Here is a 20,160-nt window from a genome sequence, read left to right on the forward strand (position 1 = left end):
GGGCTCGGCGAGAACCACCTGACGATCACCTTCGAGCGGATGAAGCGGAAGTTCGGGGTCGAGGTGGAGCAGATCCCCCTCCGGATCCCCTACCGGGAGACGATCTCGGGCCGGGCCACCTACGAGTCGCGCTACATCAAGCAGTCCGGAGGGCGCGGACAGTACGCGGTGGCGTCCCTCGAGGTGGAGCCCCTGCCCCACGGGGGCGGGTACGAGTTCGTCGACAAGATCGTGGGCGGCGCCATCCCCGGCAACTTCATCCCGTCGGTCGACAAGGGGGTCCAGGGGGCGATGAACGAGGGGGTCTTGGCCGGGTTCCCGGTCGTGGACGTCAGGGTCACCCTGTTCGACGGCAAGTTCCACTCCGTCGACTCCTCGGACATGGCCTTCCAGATCTGCGCCTCCATGGGGTTCAAGGAGGCGTGCCGCCAGGCGGGCCTCGCGCTGCTCGAGCCGATCATGGACGTCCACATCCGGGTGCCCGACTCGATGCTCGGGGACATCATGGGAGACATCAACTCCAAGCGCGGACGCATCATGGGCACCGAGCCCGACTCCCGCGGCTACCAGGTGGTGCACGCGCAGGCTCCCATGGCCGAGATGGCCCGCTACGCGATCGACCTCCGGTCCATCACCGGGGGCCGAGGCACGTTCACGATGGAGTTCTCACACTACGAACAGGTCCCCGCGCACCTCCAGGACAAGGTGGCCGAACAGGCCAGGGCGGACGCCGAAGCGGCGAAGCACTAGCCGCCGAGCGAGGGCGCGACCGCGCGCTCGGCGACGTCCTTCGCCGCGAGGGCGAGGAACTCGTCGACCGGGACGTCCTTGCGCTGCTCTCCCGTCCGCAGGCGGAGGGCCAGCGTCCCGGAGGCGAGCTCGCGGGGCCCGACCACGCAGATCCAGGGCACCTTCTCGAGCGTGGCCCGGCGGATCTTGTAGTTCATCGACTCGCCGGCCGTGTCGACGTCGGTGCGTAGCCCGGCCTCCCGGAAGCGGGCGGCCAGCGCCTCCGTGTCCCCCACGATGTCGTCCTTCAGCGGGACGAGGCGCGCCTGGACGGGCGCGAGCCAGGGCGGGAGGGCTCCCGCGGTGTGCTCGAGGTAGACACCGAAGAACCGCTCCACGGACCCGTACAGCGCCCGGTGGATCATGACCGGGCGGTGGGTCTGGTTGTCGGCGCCGACGTACTCGAGACCGAAACGCTCGGGGAGCCCGAAGTCGAGCTGGATCGTCGTCAGCTGCCAGAGGCGTCCGATCGCGTCCTCGTACTCGAAGTCGATCTTCGGTCCGTAGAACGCTCCCTCCCCGGGTGCCTCGTCGTAGGAGTAGGGAGAGCGGTCCAGAGCCTCGCGGAGCGCGGCCTCGGCCCGCTCCCACATCTCCGGGGTGCCGATGGTGACACCGGGGCGGGTCGACAGGTGCACGACGGGGTCGGACAGTCCGAACGCGCTGTAGTACTTGACCGTCATGTCCATCACACCGAGCAGCTCATCGACGATCTGGTCGGGCGTGCAGAAGATGTGCGCGTCGTCCTGCGTCATCCCGCGCACCCGGTCGAGGCCGTGCAGCGTGCCCGAGCGCTCGTGCCGGTAGACGGCTCCGAGCTCCGAGAACCGCAGCGGGAGCTCCCGGTAGGACCGGGTCCTGGAGCGGTAGATCAGGACGTGGAAGGGGCAGTTCATCGGCTTGAGGTAGTAGTCCCCCTCCTCGGCCTGGATGGCCGGGAACATGTTCTCGGCGAACTTCTCCAGGTGACCGGAGGTCTCCCATAGGATCGAGCGTCCGATGTGGGGGGTCGTCACGAGGTCGTACCCCCACCGGAGGTGCTCTTCGCGTGCGTAGTCCTCCAGGAGCTTGCGCACGATCCCGCCCTTCGGATGCCACACGAAGATCCCGGCTCCCACCTCGGGCGGCGACGAGAACAGGTCGAGCTCGCGACCGAGTCGTCGGTGGTCACGACGCTCCGCCTCCTGCAACCGGTGCAGGTATGCCTCCAGCGCCTCGGCGGTCGGCCAGGCGGTGCCGTAGATGCGCTGCAGCTGGGGGCGGCTCTCGTCGCGCCGCCAGTAGGCGCCGGAGACGTTGAGCAGCTTCACGTGCTTCACGTGTCCGGTGGTGGGCACGTGGGGGCCCAGGCAGAGATCGGTGAAGGCGTCGGCGTTGTGGTACAGGGTGGCCACGTCCCCCACCTTCACCTGGCCCTCCTCGTCCGTCCCGGTCAGGATCTCACGCTTGAACGGCTGGTCGAACTCGGTGAAGAGCGAGATCGCCTGCTCGCGCGGCACCTCCTCGCGTCGGAACGGCTGGTCCTCCGCGACGATCTCTCGAACACGCTCCTCTATCCGCGGCAGGTCGTCCTCGGTCAGCGGACGTGGCAGGTCGAAGTCGTAGTAGAAGCCGTTCTCGACGGGAGGACCGATCGCGTACCGCGCGTCCGGGAACTCACGCAGGACGGCTTGCGCGAGCACGTGGGCGGCGGAATGACGCAGGACGTGCAGCGAGCGGGGATCGTCGGGGGCCGGGAAGACGACCTCGGCTCCTTCCTCCTCGGCGCGGAGCTCCCGCGCCAGATCCACCGGCTCGCCGTCGAGCAGCGCGATCAGCGCGCCCTGCGGCGCGAGATCGCGGAGCGGGGTGCCCGGCTCCGTCTCGCGCGGGTGTCCATCCACGTTGACCTTCATCGTGGGGGGGAGTCTACACGCCGCACCCGGAAACCTCTGCGGTCAGAGGCGGTCGCGCCACGCCTTCGTCCACTCCTCGACCGACCATCCCAGCGCGCCCTCGACGACGCGCCGGACGTGGTACTCGCTGGTCCCGGCCGAGAAGCGGGTGGCGCCCAGCTGCTCGTAGAACCGCGCCATCGAGTCGCGCCCCCGCTGGGCGTCCAGGACCTCGAACGCGACCTGGGAGCGGGCGTACGTGCGCACGATATCGCCCACGCTGCCCACGTAGAACAGGTCGGAGGTGGGGAACTCCTCGGGGGTCCGGCCCCCACGCGCGGCCCGGACCCCGCTCTCCGGCTCCGACCCGTGCATGGCCAGACCCTCCTCCACCCACACCGGGACGAACGGTCCGGACGCGGGGGTCGTTATCGCGTGGATCAGCTCGTGCGCCATGATCCCTCTCTGGGCGGCGGCGTCGTAGCGAGCGAAACGCTCGAGGTTGATGAATACCCGGACGCCGGCCGGGGGGAAGTCCCCCTCGTAGCGGTGGGTCCGGCCGGCGAAGGCAACGAACTTGTCCAGGTCGATGGTCGCCTGGATCATCCGACCGAGCTCGGCGCTCGTGGACGGCACCACGATCACGTACCTGTCGCCGGCCGGTCGGGGCCAGAACCTCTTCGCCTCCTCGTACGCCTGCTCGGCGAGCTGGACCACCCCCCGGACCTGCTCGACCCGGTCAGGGTGGGCGAGGAGGACGAAGTTGCGCGAGGTGACCGCCCGGACCGGACCGCCCGCCCAGAGGGGGACGGGGGAGAACCCGCCCAGCGCCTCGAAGTCGGTGTCGGATGCGAGCCGCCACCCCTCGTACCGATCCCCACCGTCGGCCCCCGCGCGAACGAACGTGTAGAAGCCGCTCTCCGCGTAGGGCAGGCGCTCCACGCCGGAGACGGCTGTCTCCTCGACCACGTGGAACGCCGACACCTCCGACCCCGGGTAGAGCTCCCGGACGCGAGGCCACGCTATATCGCCGCTGAACCTCGTCAGCGCCGAGACCCGGTACGTGGAGAAGCGGACCTCGGCGGCGTTGTCGAAGGACCTCAGCTCCCGCTGAGCGAACGCGCCGGGCGCCATCGTCGCCTCGAGGAGGGCGCGGTCCCGCGTCTGCCAGGCCCGACCCCTGTCCTCCAGGAGCGCGACCACGCCGTTCGGGACCTGGGCGACCGCCGGGTTCCCGGCCTGCGTGGCCAGCGCCGGCTGGGCCGCCACGACGAGCGCGGCCAGGAGCAGGGAGAGGCGGGCGGGCGGACGTCGCACCTCCAGAGGCTACCCGCGGTCCAGGTCGGGGGTAACGTGGAGCGATGGGAGGGACCGAACGTTCTTCGGCCTGGGTGGTCCGCAACGGCCGGCGAGTGGGAGTGACGGTCGTAGGCGGCATCCTGGTCGCCGTGGGCGTCCTGCTGCTCGCCCTCCCGGGTCCCGGCCTGCTCCTGATCGCTGCCGGCCTCGCCGTCCTGGCCACCGAGTACCGCTGGGCCAGGCGCGCCCTGCGCCGGACCCGTGAGCTCGCTCGGTCGGCGAAGGACCGCTCCGGCGAGGCCGCCCGGCGCGGGTCCGGATAGCGGCCCCCGCGGGCGGGAAGGAGGTCGCCCTGTCCGGGGCGAACCCTGTCGGGGAAGGACCCGTCCGGACATGGGGGGACGCTTTGGGTGGCTTTCAGATCCCGGAAGAGCCGGACGCCAACGCGGTCCCGGACCGGGACCTCGCGCCGTTCGCGGACTTCGGCGAGGCGGCCCGGGCCGGCCTCGGTCATCTGGCCGGCACGAACCAGGCCCCCGTGCAGGAGCTGATCCTCCGTCTGCTCACCACCCTCGTCTCGGCCGAGGCGCGCTGCGAGGACGCCCTGCGACGAGCCGCCAAGGCGGAGTCCGACTCCCAGGTCGATCCGTTGACCGGGCTGGTCAACCGACGCGGCTGGGTCAGGGCCCTCGAGGTCGAGGACGCACGCTCGCGCCGGTTCGGGCTCCCCGCGTCCATCGCCGTCATCGACCTGGACGAGCTCAAGATGGTGAACGACACGCACGGCCACGCGGCGGGGGACGACGTGCTGAAGCGGGCCGCGCGCACGATCGTCGGGGAGACGAGGGCGCACGACGTCGTCGCCCGGCTCGGGGGAGACGAGTTCGGGCTCCTCGCCGTGGACTGCGACAGGGAACAGGCCGATGCGCTGGGCCTGCGGCTCTCCGCCCGGCTGAGGGCCGAGGGGATCGAGGCGTCGATCGGCCTGGCGACGCGCGAGGAGAGCACGGACCTGCGGGAGACCTGGGAGAAGGCCGATGTCGCGATGTACCGGGCGAAGCAGGTCAACAAGGTCGACCTGACCATCTCCGAGCGGAGTCCGGACCCGGAGTCCGCCGGATCCTGACCTCAGGCGAGGGCGGCCGCTATCCGGTCCGCCGTCCTCGTCGCCAGCGCCTGCGCGGTGAGGGTCGGGTTCGGACCCCCGAGCCCGTTCGGAAGGGCCGAGGTGTCCCCCACGTAGAGCCCGTCGACGTGGTGAGCCCGTCCATCGCCGTCGAAGACGCTCGTCGCCGGGTCGGGTCCGATCCTCATGGTCGACATGATGTGTGTCATGAAGACGGGCGAGATCTTCGTCCGGTGGACCTCACGGGCCCCCGCGGCGCGCAGGATCTCGGCCGCGCGGCGGGCGAGCCAGTCCTGACGCTCCTGGGAGGCGGCGGTCGGCCGGTACATCACCTTCGGGACGGGTCCGTGCTCGTCGGGCGGCCACTCGTCCGGGGGGGTGAGGGTGACCCGGTTGTCCGCGACCGCCTCGTCGTCCGTGGAGATGGCGACCGTCAGCGACCGGCTGTACCGGGCGATCCTGGCCTGTGCCTCGGGTCCGTACCAGCGTCCGGCCACGTCCCAAGGCTCGTCGCCCGTCGGCTCGTCCCACCACACCCCTCCCCCACCGGACATCACGATCGAGAACGCCTGGGGGCCGAACCCCTGGCTCCAGAGGGTGCCCTGGCCGGGGAAGTCCGCTCGGGCCATCGTGATCTGACCGACGTTGGGATGGACCTCCCGGTCGAAGAACCCGGTCACGAAGTCCTGCAGGTGCATCGTCAGGTAGCGCCCCACGACGTCATGGGGGTCGGGCAGGCCCGAGTTCATCCAGAGGCGGGGCGACTCGATCGACCCGCCCGCGAGCACGACGACCCGCGCCTCGGCCTCTCGGGTCTCCCCGGTCGTGGTCTCCCTCCACCGGACGCCGTGGACCGATACGCGGCCATGGACCTCGGCATGGAGGATCTCGGTCGCGAACGCGTCCGGGACGACCTCGCATCTCCCGGTGGCGACGGCGGCCGGGACGTAGGAGACGTTCGTGGCTCGTTTCGCCTTGCGTTCGAGCGGGGCGGCGACGGGGTGGGGGCAGCCCACGAGGCAGTTGCCGCACATGGTGCAGCCGTCGACGTCTGGCCACGAGAGCGACCCGCCCGGCTGCATATCGGCGATCGGGAGGATCGCGTTGTAGGCAGGGCGCCACACGGGAGCCGACACCTGCATCGAGTCGTCCCGGACCAGCCCCGTCGCCTCGCACCCCTTCGCGAACAGGGCGTCCTTCGTGGCCAGGTCCCTCACCTGCTGGACCGGGAGGAAAGCCTCCACCCGCTCGTAGTACGGGACGAGCTCCTCGTACGGGAAGGGCCAGTCGGCGTCGACGGCGGCCGGGTACATCCGGGGGGCGATCCCGTTGTAGTGCAGGGTCGTTCCGCCCACGCCGGAGGCCTGGAGGATGAGCCCGGCTCCCTCGCGCCGGCGGATCCAGGGGGGCTTCGACCGGTCCTTCGGACCCCAGCGCAGCCGCCCGTGCAGGATCCCTCCCATATCGTCCTCGAGGAGGCTGAAGTCGGTGTCGGGGTCCAGCCAGGGCCCGGCCTCGAGCATCAGGACACGCAGCCCGGCCTCGGCGAGCTCCTTCGCCACCACGGGTCCGCCGCCGCCGGCCCCGACGACTATGGCGTCGTAGGTCACACGTCCTCCCGGTAGACGGGGTGTCCGATGGCCGGACCGGGGTACCCCACGTCCTCCCACATGGCCGGGACACCGAGCTCGCGGGTGCCGGGGTCGTACCCCGTCCATTCGGAGTACATCGCGCCCAGCGAGAAGATCCAGAAGATGTCCGCCGCGTCCTTCGTATCCGGGTTGGGATCGGCCGACATCGTGCGCAGCACCGTCACCCGCTCCGGGGGGTCGAGGTCCGCGAACCTCGTATCGGGCCGGACCACGGCCGCGTAACCGTCGAGCAGGGCCGCGATCAGCTCGGGGAAGCCGGGTGGGAGACCGAGCTCGACCAGCTCGATCACGTGCTGGTGGGCGCGCAACTCGACCCCGCCCGGACGCTCACCGGAGGGGAAGAGCGCCTCGACGGCGGCACGGAACGTCTCGGTGGTGCTGGGGTCGGCCACTGCGCCGATCAGAACATATCGGCCGGGAGGGGCGCTAGCCGGCTCCCTCACGCACGGACGCTACCCACGCCAGGAGCTCCTCCACCGGCATCGTGTTGATCACCCGCTCGGGTCCGATGCCGGCCACGCAGAGCGCGGCGATCCCGTAGGTGATGAAGGTCAGCTCGTAGGGGGAGTGGGCGTCGGTCCCCAGCGAGACCCGGACCCCCGCGTCCGCAGCGATCCGGAGGATCTCGGGGCGGAGGTCCTGTCGGTTGGGGTTGCAGTCGAACTCCACCGCCTTGTCGAGCAGCGCGACGGCGCCCAGCACCTTCTCCCAGTCGGCGTTCAGGCCGCGCCGGCGTCCGTACATCCTGCCCTGGGGGTGGGCCAGCACCTGGATATCGGGGTTCAGAACCGCGGCGAGGTAGCGGGCGGTCTGGTCCTCCTTCTCCCGCAGCTTCGAGTGGAACGAGCCGAGGACGATGTCGAGACGGGCTAGGACCTCCGAGGGTGTGTCCCCTTCCCCGGTCGGGGTCAGGTTCATCTCGATGCCCTGGAGGATCCGGTATCGGCCCCCCGCCGCCTGGTTCGCCTCGTCGATCTCGACCCGCTGGGCTGCTATCGCCTCCACGTCCATCCCGGAGGGGATCCGCTGGCCGGCCGAGTGGTCGGTGATGGCGAGGTGCGTGTACCCGCCGTAGTCGTGCGCGGCCTCCGCCATCTCGACCACGCCCAGCACTCCGTCGCTGTAGGTGGTGTGCATCTGCAGGTCGGCCCGCAGGACGCCGCGCCACTGCGGGTTCGCCCTCACGGTCCGCAGGGCCTCGGCCATGGACATGAAGCCCGTGCGCTCGGGAGGCGGCTCCGGCACCTCGGGTGGGGAGTCGAACCAGTCGCGGAGCACGGCGCTGAGCTTCGGTCCTATGCCGGCGAGCTCGGTCAGGTCGCGATCCTGGGCCGCGAGGTCCGATGCCTCCTCCCGCCAAGCCATCGCCTCCCGGGAGGCCCTCTCGTAGGCCTTCCGGGAGTGACCCTCGGCCTCCATCGCCTTCAGGGCGAACAGCTCCGATACCTGCACGTTGGTGAGCGGCATGCGCTGAAGCCTAACCTGGGGGCCATGGCGCTCCCCGTCCAGCCCCCCGTCCGTCCGATGCTCGCGAAGCTGCGGACCGAGCTCCCGGTGGACGAGGGATGGCTCTACGAGCCGAAGTGGGACGGGTTCCGCGCCGTCGTCTTCCGAGACGGACACGAGGTCGAGATACGCAGCCGGGACCTCCGCCCGCTGGACCGCTACTTCCCGGAGCTCCCCGACCTGTTCCGGGCGTCGCTCCCCGAGCGGTGCGTGGTGGACGGCGAGATAGTGGTGCCGGTCGAGGGGGCGCTCGACTTCGACCAGCTCCAGCAGCGCATCCACCCGGCCGAGTCGCGCGTCGCCAAGCTGGCCGGAGAGACCCCGGCCGGGTTCGTGGCCTTCGACGTCCTCGCGCTCGACGACGCCGACCTGAGGAGTCGGACGACCCACGAGCGCAGGATCGTGCTCGAGAGCCTGCTCCCGCCGGCCAGGGAGCCCTCCGAGGCGGACGGGGTGCCGAGGGCCCTCCACGCCGTCGTGACCCCGCAGACGTCCAACCCGGCCGCCTGCGAGGTCTGGCTCGGCGGGATAGACCGCGCCGGGATAGAGGGCGTCATCGCCAAACGCGCCGACGAGCCGTACCGGGAGAACGAGCGCTCGATGGTGAAGGTGAAGCAGCGCAAGACCATCGACTGCGTCGTGGGTGGGTACCGGCTGTCGAAGGCGGGAGACGGAGTCGGGTCGCTCCTGCTGGGTCTGTACGACTCCGGGGTCCTGCACTACGTGGGACACACCTCGTCGTTCAAGGCGGCCGAGCGGCGGGAGCTGCTGGCCCGCCTGAAGGACCTGGAGGGCGGGTCAGGGTTCGGACCCGGCCGGGCTCCCGGCGGTCCGAGCCGGTGGGCGGCCGCCCGTGGGGAGTCCCCCTGGGTCCCGCTCGACCCCGTACTCGTCTGCGAGGTCGCCTACGACAAGATGCAGGGCGAACGGATACGGCACGCCGCCACCTTCCTGAGGTGGCGTCCCGAGCGGGAGCCCGCCGACTGCACCTTCGAGCAGCTCGGACCCGGACGCGGCTGACGCGCGCGGTTCGCGTCCCCGACCGGCGGGTACATCCCGGGCCGACCCGAAGGAGGCGGCGTGGGACGTCCGAGCAAGGCCGAGACCGAGGAAGCGTCCGAGGCGCTCGCGGCCGCGCTCTCGCAGACCCCCGACCGCGGAGACCCCCAGGGGTGCGCCGACGTCGTGGGCCTCAGGTACGTCACCGACGCCATGCCCGGCATCACCCGGCGCCGGAGCGGGAAGGGGTTCTCCTACAGAGGACCGGACGGCCGGCCCGTGCGCGAGCCCGGCGAGCTGGCCAGGTTCCGGGCGCTGGCCATACCTCCGGCATGGACGGAGGTCTGGATCTGTCCCGACCCGGACGGACACCTCCAGGCCACCGGGCGCGACCAGCGCGGGCGCAAGCAGTACCGCTACCACCCCCTGTGGCGGCAGGTCCGCGACCAGGCGAAGTACGGCGAGATGGTCGCCTTCGGGAGTGCGCTCCCTCGGATCCGAGCCCGGGTCCAGCGGGACCTGAGCCGGCCGGGACTGGGACGGGAGAAGGTGCTCGCCACGATCGTGCGCCTCCTGGACACGACCGGACTGCGGATCGGCAACGAGGAGTACGCGCGGGAGAACGACTCCTACGGTCTGACGACCCTGCGCGACTCGCACGCCCTGATCGGCCAGGGTCGTGTCACCTTCAGGTTCCGCGGCAAGTCGGGCCGCCAGGCATCGGTCCAGGTCGCCGACCGGCGGCTGGCGAGGATCGTGAAGGCATGTCGGGACATCCCGGGTCAGGAGCTGTTCCAGTACCTGGACGAAGCGGGCGAGGCGAAGGTGGTCGGGTCCGGGGACGTCAACGACTACCTGCGCGAGATCTCCGGCCAGGCCTTCACGGCGAAGGATTTCCGGACGTGGGCCGGGACGGTGTCCGCCGCGTGTGCCCTCCGCGAGATGGGCCATGCGGAGACTCAGACCGAGGCGAAGCGTCGGGTCGTCCGAGCGGTCGAGGCCGTGGCCGGCGACCTGGGCAACACGCCCGCGGTCGCCCGCAAGTGCTACGTCCACCCCGGCGTCATCGAGTCCTACCTGGCGGGGACCCTGGACGACGTCTGGGGCCGGCCGGCCGAGGGACGGAAGCAGCCTCGGAAGACGAAGGGTCTCAGCGCAGACGAGGAGTTCGTGCTCGCGCTGCTGAAGCGGGCCCGTCGGCAGGCTCGTCGCGCTGCCGCGTGATCAGACGCCGGCCCAGGCGACCAGCCCGAGCGAGGTCGCGGATGGCAGGTCGGGATGTGATGGGACGACCCGTATCGTGAAGCCGTACCGGCCCGCCCGCTGGACCGGGAACGTCGTCTCGTACACGTAGGTCCCGCCTGCCCTGGCGCCGCCCGCCGCGACCGACATGACCTCCACGCTGGACCGCGACATCTCCCCGTCTCCCTCCACGGGCCCGTGCAGGAGCTGGACCTCCACGTCCGAGGGCTCGAGGGAGCCGAGGTGCACCTGGGTCCTCACCTCGCGCTTCGTCCCCAGTTCGTAGAGCGCCTCGTCGGTCTCGCACACCCCGACCGACACCTGCGGCCACGCCTGCCGCACCCGCTCGATGTACGCAGCCAGCGCCCGGGCCCTCTCGTAGGAGCCGTGCGAGAGGGCGTCACAGCGCACGGCGGCCGGGACGTAGATCCTGTCCACGTAGTCGCGGATCATCCGGGCCGCGCTCACCTGGGGGCCGAGTATCCGGAGGGAGGCCTTGATCCGCTGCACCCACCGGTGCGGCGGGGCCTGCCACTCCCGCTCGTAGAAGAGCGGCACCACCCGGCGCTCCAGCAGGTCGAAGAGGGACTCGGCCTCCTGCGCGTCCCGCCTGGTCTCGTCCGGGAGCGCCTCCGCGGAGGGGATGGCCCATCCGGCGGACGGGTCGAACATCTCGTCCCACCACCCGTCCAGGATCGAGCAGTTGAGCCCGCCGTTCAGCGCCGCCTTCATCCCGCTCGTCCCGCACGCCTCCTGCGGACGCCGGGGGGTGTTGAGCCAGACGTCGGCCCCCGCGAACAGCTCCCGGGCCACCGCCATGTCGTAGTTCTCGATGAACGTCATGCGCGTACGGATGCCGGCCTCGGCGGAGAACGCGACTATCCGCTGGATCATCTCCTTGCCCCACTGGTCGGCGGGGTGGGCCTTGCCGGCGAAGATGAGCTGCACGGGCCTGTGCTGGTCCCCCAGGAGCCGGATGAGCCTCTCGGGCTGCGAGAGCAGCAGGGTGGCCCGCTTGTAGCCCGCGAACCGCCGGGCGAAACCGATCGTCAGGGCGTACGGGTCGAGCGTGTCGTCCGCCCAGTAGGCCTCCGGCTCCACCGCCCCGGGAGCCCCGGCCGTCCGTATCCGGCTGCGGACGAACTCGACGAGGCGCCGCCGTCCCCGCTCGCGCACCGCCCACAGCTCCTCGTCCGGACACTCTTCGATACGCGCCCACTCTTCAGGCCCCGCCTCCGGCCAGTTCGGGCCGACCCACCGGTCCAGCAGCTCCGCCATCTCCACGGAGACCCAGGTCCGGGCGTGGACCCCGTTGGTGACCGAGGTGATAGGGACCTCGTCCTCCGGTACGCCGGGCCACAGGGGGGCGAACATGCGCCTGCTGACGTTCCCGTGGAGCTCGGCCACCCCGTTGGCCAGGCCGGCCAGCCGCAGGCTCATCATGGCCATGTTGAACGGGGCATCCGCCGGGTCGTCGGGCGCGTGCCCGAGCGCCATCAGCTCATCGAACGGGACGCCGGACGATTCGCACCAGGACGAGAAGTACCGCTCCATGAGGTCACGCGGGAACCGGTCGATTCCGGCCGGGACCGGGGTGTGGGTGGTGAAGATGGTCTGGGCGCGGGTGGCCTGGACCGCCTCGGCCAAGGTGAGCCCCGCCGCCAGCTGGTCGCGGATCAGCTCGAGGGCGAGGAACCCCGCATGGCCCTCGTTCGTGTGGAAGATCTGAGGCTCCGCCCCGATCCCGGCCAGGGCGCGGACGCCGCCTATGCCCAGCAGGATCTCCTGACGGAGCCTGTGTTCCTGGCCGCCGCCGTACAGCCGGTCCGTGACCTGTCTACCGGCCTCGTCGTTGGAGGCCACGTTCGCGTCGAGCAGGTAGAGCTGGACGCGCCCCACCTCGCCCCGCCAGACCCGCGCGTGCAGGGGGACCCCGGCCAGGTCGACCTCCACCGCCACGTCGTCGACCGCGACGAGCGCCATCGCCTCCGGGTCCAGGGTCGGGTAGTCCTCCCGCTGCCACCCGTCCACGTCGAGGTCCTGACGGAAGTAGCCGTGCCGGTAGAGGAGGCCGACCGCTACGAGCGGGACGCCGAGGTCGCTGGCCGCCTTCAGGTGGTCCCCGGCCAGGACACCGAGACCCCCGCTGTACTGCGGCAGCGCCTCGCTGATCCCGAACTCGGGGGAGAAGTACGCCACGCGCCGGAGATCGGTGCCCTTGGACTGGAACCAACGCGGCTCAGAGAGGTACCGCTGCATCTCCTGGCGCATCCAGTGCATGTGGGCCAGGAAGTCCGCATCGGACGCCAGCTCGTCCATCCGCCCGCGGCTGAGCTGGTAGAGCAGCGAGACCGGGTTGTGCCCGGCCTCCTCCCACCCGGCAGGGTCCACCCGGCGGAAGAGCTCGCGGCAGCGGCCGTCCCACGACCACCACAGGTTCATGGCGATCTCGTGAAGCGGCAGCAGCGGCTCGGGGAGCCGGGCGCGGACGAGGAAGCTACGCAGTGCTCTCACGCGACCACCCTAAGGGCTCCGGCTCGCCTCCGGCCACGAGCGATGGTGGACGTCCCCGGGCGGTGGTACGGTCCGGCCGTGCAGCCCCTGGTCGCCACCCCCCCACCCCTGCTCCGGACCGTCCGTCTGCGCCTCCCGGTCGACCTGTCCCTTTCGCTGGGGGCGCTGCGGCACGGGCCCGCGGATCCGACCATCTCCATCCGGGGACGCACGGTCTGGCGGGCGACCCTGACCGAGGACGGGCCGGCCACCCTCCGGCTGACCGCGGACGGGGACCGGACGGTGGCCGTGGAGGCGTGGGGGCCCGGCGCACGGGCCGCGCTGGACCGCGCCCACGCGCTCTGCGGCGGCGAGGACGACCTACGGGACTGGGAGCCGGGCCGGCTCCCGCTGGTCGCCGACCTGGACCGCCGGTTCAGGGGTCTCCGGCTCGTCTCCACCGGACGCGTGATGGAGGCGGCCGTGCCCACCGTGCTCGAGCAGAAGGTGACCGCGGTGGAGGCGCACCGAGCATGGAGGTCTATCGTCCGGGCCTGGGGGTCCTCCGCACCGGGCCCCGCCGGGTTGATGCTCCCCCCGTCTCCCGAGGTCCTGGCCGTCCGGACCTACCACGAGTTCCATCGTCACGGGGTCGAGCGGCGACGGGCCGACGTCATCAGGTGCCTGGCCGGACGCGCGGCCCGCGTCGAGGAGGCCGCAGGGCTGCCTGGGGTCCTGCGCCGCGCGAGGCTGGAGGCCTTCCCCGGCGTCGGTCCCTGGACCTCCGCCGAGGTGGCCGCGGTCGCGTGGGGCGACCCCGACGCCGTACCGGTCGGCGACTATCACGCCCCGGGCATCGTCGTGTACTCGCTGACCGGGAAGCGCGGGGGCGACGACGACGCGATGATGGAGCTCCTCGAACCGCTGCGTCCGCATCGGGGACGGGCGGCTCGGCTCCTCGTCCTGGGGGGCGGTCGGCCGCGTCCGCGCGGCCCGAAGGCGCCGCTGCGCGACTTCCGCAGGATCTGACGGGGGCCGGGTCTCCCCGGCCCCCGTCCTTCAACCTCTAGGCCACGAAGTCGTTCTCCTCCAGCCAGTCCCGGGCGGCCTCGGCCGGGTCGGCGCGGTCCACGTCGACCTGGCGGTTCATCTCCACCAGGTCCTCGGTGGCGAGGGCGGCACTGATCGAGTCGAGCAGCTCGACCAGGTCGTCGCCGTGGGCCTCCACCAGGTCGGCGCGTACGACCGGGACGATCCGCTGGTCGCCGGAGATCCCCTTGTCGTCGTTGAGGACGACCAGCTCGCGAGCGGCGATCGCGCCGTCCGTCGTGAAGACCTGGATGATGTCCACCGTCCCCTCGGACACGGCCGCGTACCGGGCCTGACCGTCCAGGCCCTTGAACTCCTTGAACTCCAGTCCGTACACATCGCGGAGCCCCTGTAGGCAGGCGGGCCGCTCCCGGCACTCGGGGGGACCGGAGAAGATCATCTCGCCGGCGTGGGGGCCGAGGTCGCTCACGTTCCGCAGGTTGAGCCTCTGGGCGGTCTGTGCCGTGACTGCCTGGCCGTCGCGGTTCTCGGCCTCGGCCGGCTCCAGGGCCCTCAACCCCTTCGGCTCCAGCGCCTCGTTGAGCCGGGAGACGATCTGGTCGGGCTCACCGGGGCCGTCCTCGCCGGTCACGTGCCTATAGATGGCCTCGACGTACTCCGGCATGAGCGAGATGTCCCCCCGCTCGAGGGCCGGGGCGTAGATCTCGCGGGAGCCGATCTGGAACCGGCGCTCGACCTCGTACCCCTCGTGCTCCAGGGCCTGCGCGTAGATCTCGCCCAGGATCTCGCTCTCCGAGAAGTTGGCGGAACCGACCACGATCTTCGGTCCCTGTCGGGCCCCGGTCTCCCGAGGCGCCTGCTCGGTCGGCCCTCCGCACGCCGTCGCCCCGAGCGAGAACAGCAGAAGCAGGCTCCACAGGACCCGCCCGTGTCTCGTCTTGCTCGTCATCTCCACCTCCGTCCTCGGGGGCCAAGGTGGGCCCACGACCCGATGAGTCTAGGCGGGGGCAGGGGCCGTCCGTCGGGGAGCGACGACCCGCTCGACCACCCCGAACGCCAGCTCGGTGAGCACGGCGAGCACGGCCACCGAGACCGCACCCGCGAACACCATCGCGAAGTCCCGCAGGGCGATCCCGTCGATGATGTAGCGGCCGAGACCGCCGAACCCCACCAGCGGCCCGAGGGTCGCGGTGGCCACCACCTGCACGGCGGCGATCCTGATACCCGCCACGATCACCGGCACCCCGAGGGGGAGCTCGACCTTCGCGAGGACCTCGGCTCCCCGCATCCCCATCCCCCGGGCGCTCTCGACCACGTCGCGCGGCACGCCCCGTATCGCGGTGACGGTGCTCGTGAACATGGGCGGCACGGCCAGGATGAACAGGGCGCCCAGCGTCGGCCAGAACCCGAGCCCCAGACCCGCCCGCAGCGAGAGTGGGAGCAGCAGCGAGATCGCGGCGAAGGAGGGTATGGCCCTTCCGACGTTCGCCACGGCCGCCGCCAGGACGTCCCCCCGGCCCCGATGTCCGAACCAGAGCCCGGACGGGACGGCTACCAGCGCCGCCGTCAGCGTGGCCAGGGCGCAGAGCTCGAGATGCTCGAGGGTGCGCGACGGGAGACCGTCCGGACCCGTCCAGTTGGTCGGATCGGCGAACCAGGCGGCCACCTCCATCCCGAAGCTCATCGGCTCCGGGCCCGGGTCCAGGGGGTCAGCACGCGGCCCACGCCCACCAGGAGGATGTCCAGGACCGTCGCGAGCAGCACCGATAGGACGGACCCGACGACGATCGGCGTCGGGAAGTCGCGTCGGAGCCCGTCCAGGATCAGCGTCCCGAGACCGCCCTGCCCGATCAGCGCGGTGATCGTCACGAGTCCGATCAGGGTGACGGTCGCGATCCGGACCCCGGCGACGACGACAGGGAGGGCGAGCGGCAGCTCCACGGCCCAGAGCACCCTCCACCTCCCGTACCCCATCGCGGCCGCGGCCTCGCGCACGCCGGCCGGCACGCCTGCGAACCCGGCCAGGATGCTCCGGACGAGGATGAGGAGGGTGTAGCTCACCAGCGCGATCAGCGCGGTGGTCCTGGAGAGCCCCGTGAACGGGAGCAGCAGGGCGAGTAGAGCCAGGCTCGGGATCGTGTAGACGACCCCGGCCGTCCAGACGATCGGGTTGGCCGTCCGTCGCCACCTCATCGCCGCCAGGGACAGGATCGAGGCGACCACGAGACCGATACCCACCGACCAAGCGGTCAGCTGGAGATGCTCGATCGTGAGAGCCCATATGCGGTCGGTGCGCTGCAGGACCCAGTCCCACCGCACGAACGGCTCGCCGCTCATCGGACGTACGACGCCAGCTGGGAGACGAAGAGCATGCCGAGGTAACGGTCCTGCTCGTCGAATACGACCGCGACCGGGGTGTGGGAGCGGACGAGCGCGTCGAGCGCCTCCCGCAGGGTGGCGTCGGGGCGGGTCCAGACGCGGAAGGGGGTGAGCGCGGATCCGTCCAGCCTGGTGAGGCCGGCGAGGCCATCGACGGACGTCCACCCCAGGAGACGGTCCCCCTCCACGACCCCCACCCAGTCGACCCCGTGCGCGGCGGCGACCTCGCGCGCCTGCTCGGCGGAGGCACCGGGAGGGACGACCGGACCCGGCTCCGGCTCGAGGTCTCCGACGCGCACCAGCGAGAGCCGCTTCAGACCCCGCTCGCTGCCCAGGAATGCTTCGACGAACCCGTTCGCCGGCTCGGCCAGGACCTCGTCGGGGGATCCGTACTGCTCCAGGACCCCTCCCACGTTGAGGACGGCGACCCGGTCTCCCAATCGGATCGCCTCGTCGATGTCGTGGGTGACGAAGACGATCGTCTTCCGCAGCTGCGTCTGAAGGGCGAGGAGCTCGTCCTGAAGGCGCTGTCGCACGATCGGGTCGACGGCGCCGAACGGCTCGTCCATGAGCAGGACCGGAGGGTCGGCGGCCAGGGCGCGGGCCACCCCGACCCGCTGCTGCTGACCCCCACTCAGCTCCGACGGGTAGCGGGAGGCGAGATCGCGGTCGAGGCCGACCAGGTCCAGCAGGTCGGCGACCCGGGCGGAGATCCGCTCCTTCGACCAGCCGAGCAGGCCGGGGACGGTCCCGATGTTGGCCGCCACCGTGCGGTGGGGGAAGAGCCCGCCCTGCTGGATCACGTACCCGATCCCCCGGCGGAGCTCGGGGGCGGGGACGGACATCACGTCGCGGCCGTCCAGCAGTATCCGGCCCGAGGAAGGCTCGACGAGACGGTTGATCATCTTCAAGGTGGTCGTCTTCCCGCACCCCGATGGACCCACCAGGCACACCACCTCGCCTCGGTGGATCTCGAGGGACAGGTCGTCCACAGCCGGTCCTGCGCTGCCCGGCCACGTCTTCGAGACGCGGTCGAGGCGGATCATCGCCTCGGCCATCTCAGGGCTTCGCGCGGGCGGGCGCCCGTCGGGAGGAGTGGACATCGTCCCCCTGGTCGGGGAGGTCGCGCCGCGGCAGCTCGATGACGAAGACCCCGCCGCCTCCCGGACGGTCCTCGTACGCGGCTCGTCCGCCGTGCGCGCCTGCCATCGCCGCCACGATCGAGAGCCCGAGCCCCGTCCCTCCCGACATCCCCCTGCCCTCACCTCGCGTGAACGCGTCGAAGATCGTGGCCGCCTCCTTGGCGCTGAGGCCGGGTCCCCGGTCGCTGACGCGGATCACCCACGAACCCTCGGTGGCCTCCGCCTCGACGAGCACCTCGGCCCGCCCTTCCACCGAGGCGTACTTCACGGCATTGTTGAACAGGTTGACGAGGGACTGGCGCAGTGCCACCCGGTCCGCGACCACGGTGAGGTCCCCCACGCGGTTGAGGACCGTCAGGTCCCGTATCCCGACCTGCGCGTCGGACACCAGGGAGCCCAGGTCGATCGGCTCGTAGCGCGGCGTGCCGCTCGCCTTCGCGAGCGCGAGCAGGTCCTCCACCAGGTCGATGGCGCGTTGTGCGCTCCCCTCCACCATCTCGACGGTCGTCCGGGTGGGCTCGTCGAGCGCGGGGTTGCGCGACGCCACCTGAGCGGCCATGCGCATCGTGCCGAGTGGGCTGCGCAGGTCGTGAGCCACCCGCGCGGCGAACTCGTCGAGCGCGCCGTTGAGCCTCTCCTGCTCGTCGATGCGGCTCCGCAACCCCGCCTCGTACCGGTTCAGCGTCTGCCAGAGCAGGAAGGCGATCAGGGCACCGACCCCGACGAGCAGCATGAGACCCACCGCGAGCCCGCGTTGGAGCCGGCCGATGTCGGCCAGCGCCTCCTCCTCGCCCTGGGTGACCATCACCGCCCATGGACGGCCGCGGACGGGGACGAACGCGGCCATCTCGTCGCGCCGGACGAGCTCCCCGTAGTACCGCGCGGTCCCCACCTTCCACTCCCGGACGAGCGCCCGCTGAGGCTCGGCGGGGAGGGTGCGGCCGACGCGGGCCGCCTCCCCGGTGATGAGGACGCGCCCGGTGCGGTCGACGACCGTCGTGCTTCCCGTGTCTCCGAACCGGAGCGTCCTCAGCTCGGGGATCGCCTTGTTGAACGAGACGGTCGCCACGATCACGCCGACCGTCCCGGAACCGCCGTCGATCGGCTCGCGTACCCGCATGATCGCGTCCTCCCCCGCCGGCTCGGCCTCCGAGACCGAGCGAGTGCTCGTCGACGGCACCCCGGAGGGAGGTTCGGGGGGAGCCCCGGGGAAGGCCCCGACCAGCGTTCCGTCGGCTGAGTAGACGGTGATCTCCCGGTAGAGCGGGAAGGTCGCGAACGTCTCGCGCAGCATGGTGGTAGCCGCCTCCCCGTCACGCCGGCCGATGGCGTCGGCCATCCCCGGCCGCCGAGCCTCCGCTCGGACCAGCGCGGTCGCGAACTGGGTGCTGCGCGCGATATCGGCGGCCACCGTGCGGGCGGTGGCGAGCTGGCCCTCGGTGACGCGCCCGATCAGCTCCTCACGCGCCAGGTAGATCCCCACCGAACCGGCAGCGAGGGGGAGCGCGAACACGAGGGCGCCGAGAGCCGCGACGGCCCGCAGCCGGAAGGTCAGCCAGGACTCACTGGAGCTTCCCCGCATGAGGAGCCCTCACTGTGGCACAGGCTCGGACGGAGCTCCACGCTCCGAGGGATCGGAGGGGTCGGCCGGCATCCCGTGCTTCGCGATGTGGCGGAGCGCCAGCTCGACGACCCTCGCGTAGCTCTGGATCCCGGTCTCCCCTACTCCCTTCAGGGCGGCGTCGTGGGCCCTGCGCACCACCGGGGCCTCGAACCCGGTCGTGGCCACGAAGTGCTCCCAGATCGCGCGGTGGTCTCGCTGGACGCCTGGATGGCGGTCGGCGGTGCCGCGCCCGAGGGCGAGCCACAGGTCCAGCCAGCCCGAGTAGCGGATCTCGGGCCGGTCCGACGCCCACGTCGTCAGGACCCCCACGAAGCTGGCGTCGTCCTCGCCGGCGAACCCGGACAGGTGGGCGCGTTCGTGCGCGGCCGTGGAGGGGAGCAGCCCCGGGTACGGGGGGCGGACCACGGTCGGCTCACCGGTGGCCAGCAGGTACATCCCGGTCGCGTAGCGCCCCGTAATCGGGCTCGTGGTCATCCACTTGAGACGGCCGGTCCGAACGGCTGGGAGCCCGTGTCGCTCCAGGATCGCGGCCTGCAGGGGGACCAGGTGGCGGTCCAGATCCGTCAGGTCCTCGGACATCTCCACCACCCCTCGCTCGTCCTCGGGCAGCCCGGACCGGAGCGCGTCGATCCGGGCCCCGATGCTGTCGATGATGGCTTCGGCCTGGGCCTGGTCGAGGTCGGTGGGCAGATCGAACACGGCTTCGGCCGGGGGCCGGGCGAGGTTCAAGCCGTACACGGCCACCGAGAGAGCGATACCCCACCCGAAGACGGATGCAGCGGCTGCGCCCCCCCTGAGCGCGGCCCTCCGGCGGGTCAGGCCGGCGCGGCGGGTCCGCACCGCCCACCGGACCCCCGCCACCACGACCGCCGCCAGGGCAGCGCCCGCGATGAGGTCTCCCACCGAGAACGGGATCCAGCCGGTGGCCGTCGAGAGGGCGCGGGCCACGCGCGGGTAGACGCCACGCCTGTAGACGTCCCAGGTG

The 20,160-nt window shown here is 71.6% G+C and carries 18 protein-coding genes; 6 read left to right on the forward strand and 12 right to left on the reverse strand.

Annotated features, from left to right (window positions below):
* Nucleotides 1-750, forward strand: a 750-nt coding sequence (gene fusA, locus VM840_13725) for an elongation factor G (protein HVL82643.1), incomplete at its 5' end; no start/stop codon positions are given.
* On the opposite strand, the gene thrS is transcribed toward fusA, so the two are convergent.
* Together thrS and VM840_13735 are read right to left on the reverse strand one after the other, a co-directional pair.
* Nucleotides 747-2,684 carry a threonine--tRNA ligase gene (thrS, locus tag VM840_13730; GenBank protein ID HVL82644.1) on the reverse strand — a complete coding sequence of 646 codons (1,938 nt, stop codon included), beginning with the start codon at nt 2,682-2,684 and terminating at the stop codon, nt 747-749. The genes fusA and thrS overlap by 4 nt on opposite strands.
* A 42-nt stretch (nt 2,685-2,726) precedes the next feature.
* Nucleotides 2,727-3,980 carry a hypothetical protein gene (locus VM840_13735; protein ID HVL82645.1) on the reverse strand — a complete coding sequence of 418 codons (1,254 nt, stop codon included), beginning with the start codon at nt 3,978-3,980 and terminating at the stop codon, nt 2,727-2,729.
* 44 nt (nt 3,981-4,024) lie between these two features.
* Here VM840_13735 and VM840_13740 point away from each other — a divergent pair, with 44 nt between their 5' ends.
* Nucleotides 4,025-4,285: a PGPGW domain-containing protein gene (locus tag VM840_13740; protein HVL82646.1), complete on the forward strand. Its 261-nt coding sequence runs from the start codon at nt 4,025-4,027 to the stop codon at nt 4,283-4,285.
* Nucleotides 4,286-4,368: 83 nt separating this feature from the next.
* On the forward strand, nt 4,369-5,088 hold the full coding sequence (locus tag VM840_13745) for a GGDEF domain-containing protein (protein HVL82647.1): 720 nt from the start codon (nt 4,369-4,371) through the stop codon (nt 5,086-5,088).
* 2 nt (nt 5,089-5,090) lie between these two features.
* Here the strand turns inward: VM840_13745 and VM840_13750 are convergent, their stop codons facing one another.
* Genes VM840_13750 through VM840_13760 form a run of 3 tightly spaced genes read right to left on the reverse strand, consistent with a single transcriptional unit; the run spans nt 5,091 to nt 8,207 of the window.
* Complete coding sequence (locus VM840_13750) at nt 5,091-6,698, reverse strand: GMC family oxidoreductase (protein ID HVL82648.1); 1,608 nt, start codon at nt 6,696-6,698, stop codon at nt 5,091-5,093.
* Nucleotides 6,695-7,132 (reverse strand): hypothetical protein, encoded by a 438-nt coding sequence (locus VM840_13755; protein ID HVL82649.1) that lies wholly within the window; start codon nt 7,130-7,132, stop codon nt 6,695-6,697. Before VM840_13755 ends, VM840_13750 begins: the two co-directional genes overlap by 4 nt.
* Before the next feature lie 34 nt (nt 7,133-7,166).
* Nucleotides 7,167-8,207, reverse strand: coding sequence for a hypothetical protein (locus VM840_13760; GenBank protein HVL82650.1), 1,041 nt, complete (start codon nt 8,205-8,207; stop codon nt 7,167-7,169).
* 24 nt (nt 8,208-8,231) lie between these two features.
* On the opposite strand from VM840_13760, the gene VM840_13765 reads away from it, so the two are divergent.
* Both VM840_13765 and VM840_13770 read left to right on the forward strand, forming a co-directional pair.
* Nucleotides 8,232-9,266 carry an ATP-dependent DNA ligase gene (locus tag VM840_13765; protein ID HVL82651.1) on the forward strand — a complete coding sequence of 345 codons (1,035 nt, stop codon included), beginning with the start codon at nt 8,232-8,234 and terminating at the stop codon, nt 9,264-9,266.
* Nucleotides 9,267-9,326: 60 nt separating this feature from the next.
* Nucleotides 9,327-10,469 (forward strand): DNA topoisomerase IB, encoded by a 1,143-nt coding sequence (locus VM840_13770; protein ID HVL82652.1) that lies wholly within the window; start codon nt 9,327-9,329, stop codon nt 10,467-10,469.
* On the opposite strand, the gene glgP is transcribed toward VM840_13770, so the two are convergent.
* Nucleotides 10,470-13,001: an alpha-glucan family phosphorylase gene (glgP, locus tag VM840_13775; protein ID HVL82653.1), complete on the reverse strand. Its 2,532-nt coding sequence runs from the start codon at nt 12,999-13,001 to the stop codon at nt 10,470-10,472.
* A gap of 78 nt (nt 13,002-13,079) precedes the next feature.
* Here glgP and VM840_13780 point away from each other — a divergent pair, with 78 nt between their 5' ends.
* Nucleotides 13,080-14,009 (forward strand): DNA-3-methyladenine glycosylase 2 family protein, encoded by a 930-nt coding sequence (locus VM840_13780; protein HVL82654.1) that lies wholly within the window; start codon nt 13,080-13,082, stop codon nt 14,007-14,009.
* 37 nt (nt 14,010-14,046) lie between these two features.
* On the opposite strand, the gene VM840_13785 is transcribed toward VM840_13780, so the two are convergent.
* The 6 genes from VM840_13785 to VM840_13810 all read right to left on the reverse strand — a co-directional run.
* On the reverse strand, nt 14,047-14,979 hold the full coding sequence (locus VM840_13785) for an ABC transporter substrate-binding protein (GenBank protein HVL82655.1): 933 nt from the start codon (nt 14,977-14,979) through the stop codon (nt 14,047-14,049).
* A 48-nt stretch (nt 14,980-15,027) separates the two neighbouring features.
* Nucleotides 15,028-15,714, reverse strand: a complete 687-nt coding sequence (locus VM840_13790) for an ABC transporter permease (protein HVL82656.1) — start codon at nt 15,712-15,714, stop codon at nt 15,028-15,030.
* On the reverse strand, nt 15,711-16,367 hold the full coding sequence (locus tag VM840_13795; GenBank protein HVL82657.1) for an ABC transporter permease: 657 nt from the start codon (nt 16,365-16,367) through the stop codon (nt 15,711-15,713). The genes VM840_13790 and VM840_13795 overlap by 4 nt, the downstream gene beginning before the upstream one ends.
* On the reverse strand, nt 16,364-17,467 hold the full coding sequence (locus VM840_13800; GenBank protein ID HVL82658.1) for an ABC transporter ATP-binding protein: 1,104 nt from the start codon (nt 17,465-17,467) through the stop codon (nt 16,364-16,366). The genes VM840_13795 and VM840_13800 overlap by 4 nt, the downstream gene beginning before the upstream one ends.
* Nucleotide 17,468: 1 nt before the next feature.
* A complete protein-coding gene (locus tag VM840_13805; protein HVL82659.1) occupies nt 17,469-19,133 on the reverse strand; it encodes a sensor histidine kinase in 1,665 nt (554 codons plus the stop codon).
* Between the two features lie 9 nt (nt 19,134-19,142).
* On the reverse strand, nt 19,143-20,160 hold a 1,018-nt coding region (locus VM840_13810), incomplete at its 5' end, for a DUF3810 family protein (GenBank protein ID HVL82660.1).

Source organism: Actinomycetota bacterium (assembly GCA_035540895.1).
GTDB lineage: Bacteria > Actinomycetota > JAICYB01 > JAICYB01 > JAICYB01 > DATLFR01.

What these genes read in the sequence shown, in the direction of transcription:
- thrS (HVL82644.1), bottom strand. Translation starts at nt 2,684, where the DNA reads ATGAAGGTCAACGTGGATGGACACCCGCGCGAGACGGAGCCGGGCACC.
- VM840_13740 (HVL82646.1), top strand. Translation starts at nt 4,025, where the DNA reads ATGGGAGGGACCGAACGTTCTTCGGCCTGGGTGGTCCGCAACGGCCGG.
- VM840_13760 (HVL82650.1), bottom strand. Translation starts at nt 8,207, where the DNA reads ATGCCGCTCACCAACGTGCAGGTATCGGAGCTGTTCGCCCTGAAGGCG.
- VM840_13765 (HVL82651.1), top strand. Translation starts at nt 8,232, where the DNA reads ATGGCGCTCCCCGTCCAGCCCCCCGTCCGTCCGATGCTCGCGAAGCTG.
- VM840_13785 (HVL82655.1), bottom strand. Translation starts at nt 14,979, where the DNA reads ATGACGAGCAAGACGAGACACGGGCGGGTCCTGTGGAGCCTGCTTCTG.
- VM840_13790 (HVL82656.1), bottom strand. Translation starts at nt 15,714, where the DNA reads ATGAGCTTCGGGATGGAGGTGGCCGCCTGGTTCGCCGATCCGACCAAC.
- VM840_13795 (HVL82657.1), bottom strand. Translation starts at nt 16,367, where the DNA reads ATGAGCGGCGAGCCGTTCGTGCGGTGGGACTGGGTCCTGCAGCGCACC.
- VM840_13800 (HVL82658.1), bottom strand. Translation starts at nt 17,467, where the DNA reads ATGGCCGAGGCGATGATCCGCCTCGACCGCGTCTCGAAGACGTGGCCG.
- VM840_13805 (HVL82659.1), bottom strand. Translation starts at nt 19,133, where the DNA reads ATGCGGGGAAGCTCCAGTGAGTCCTGGCTGACCTTCCGGCTGCGGGCC.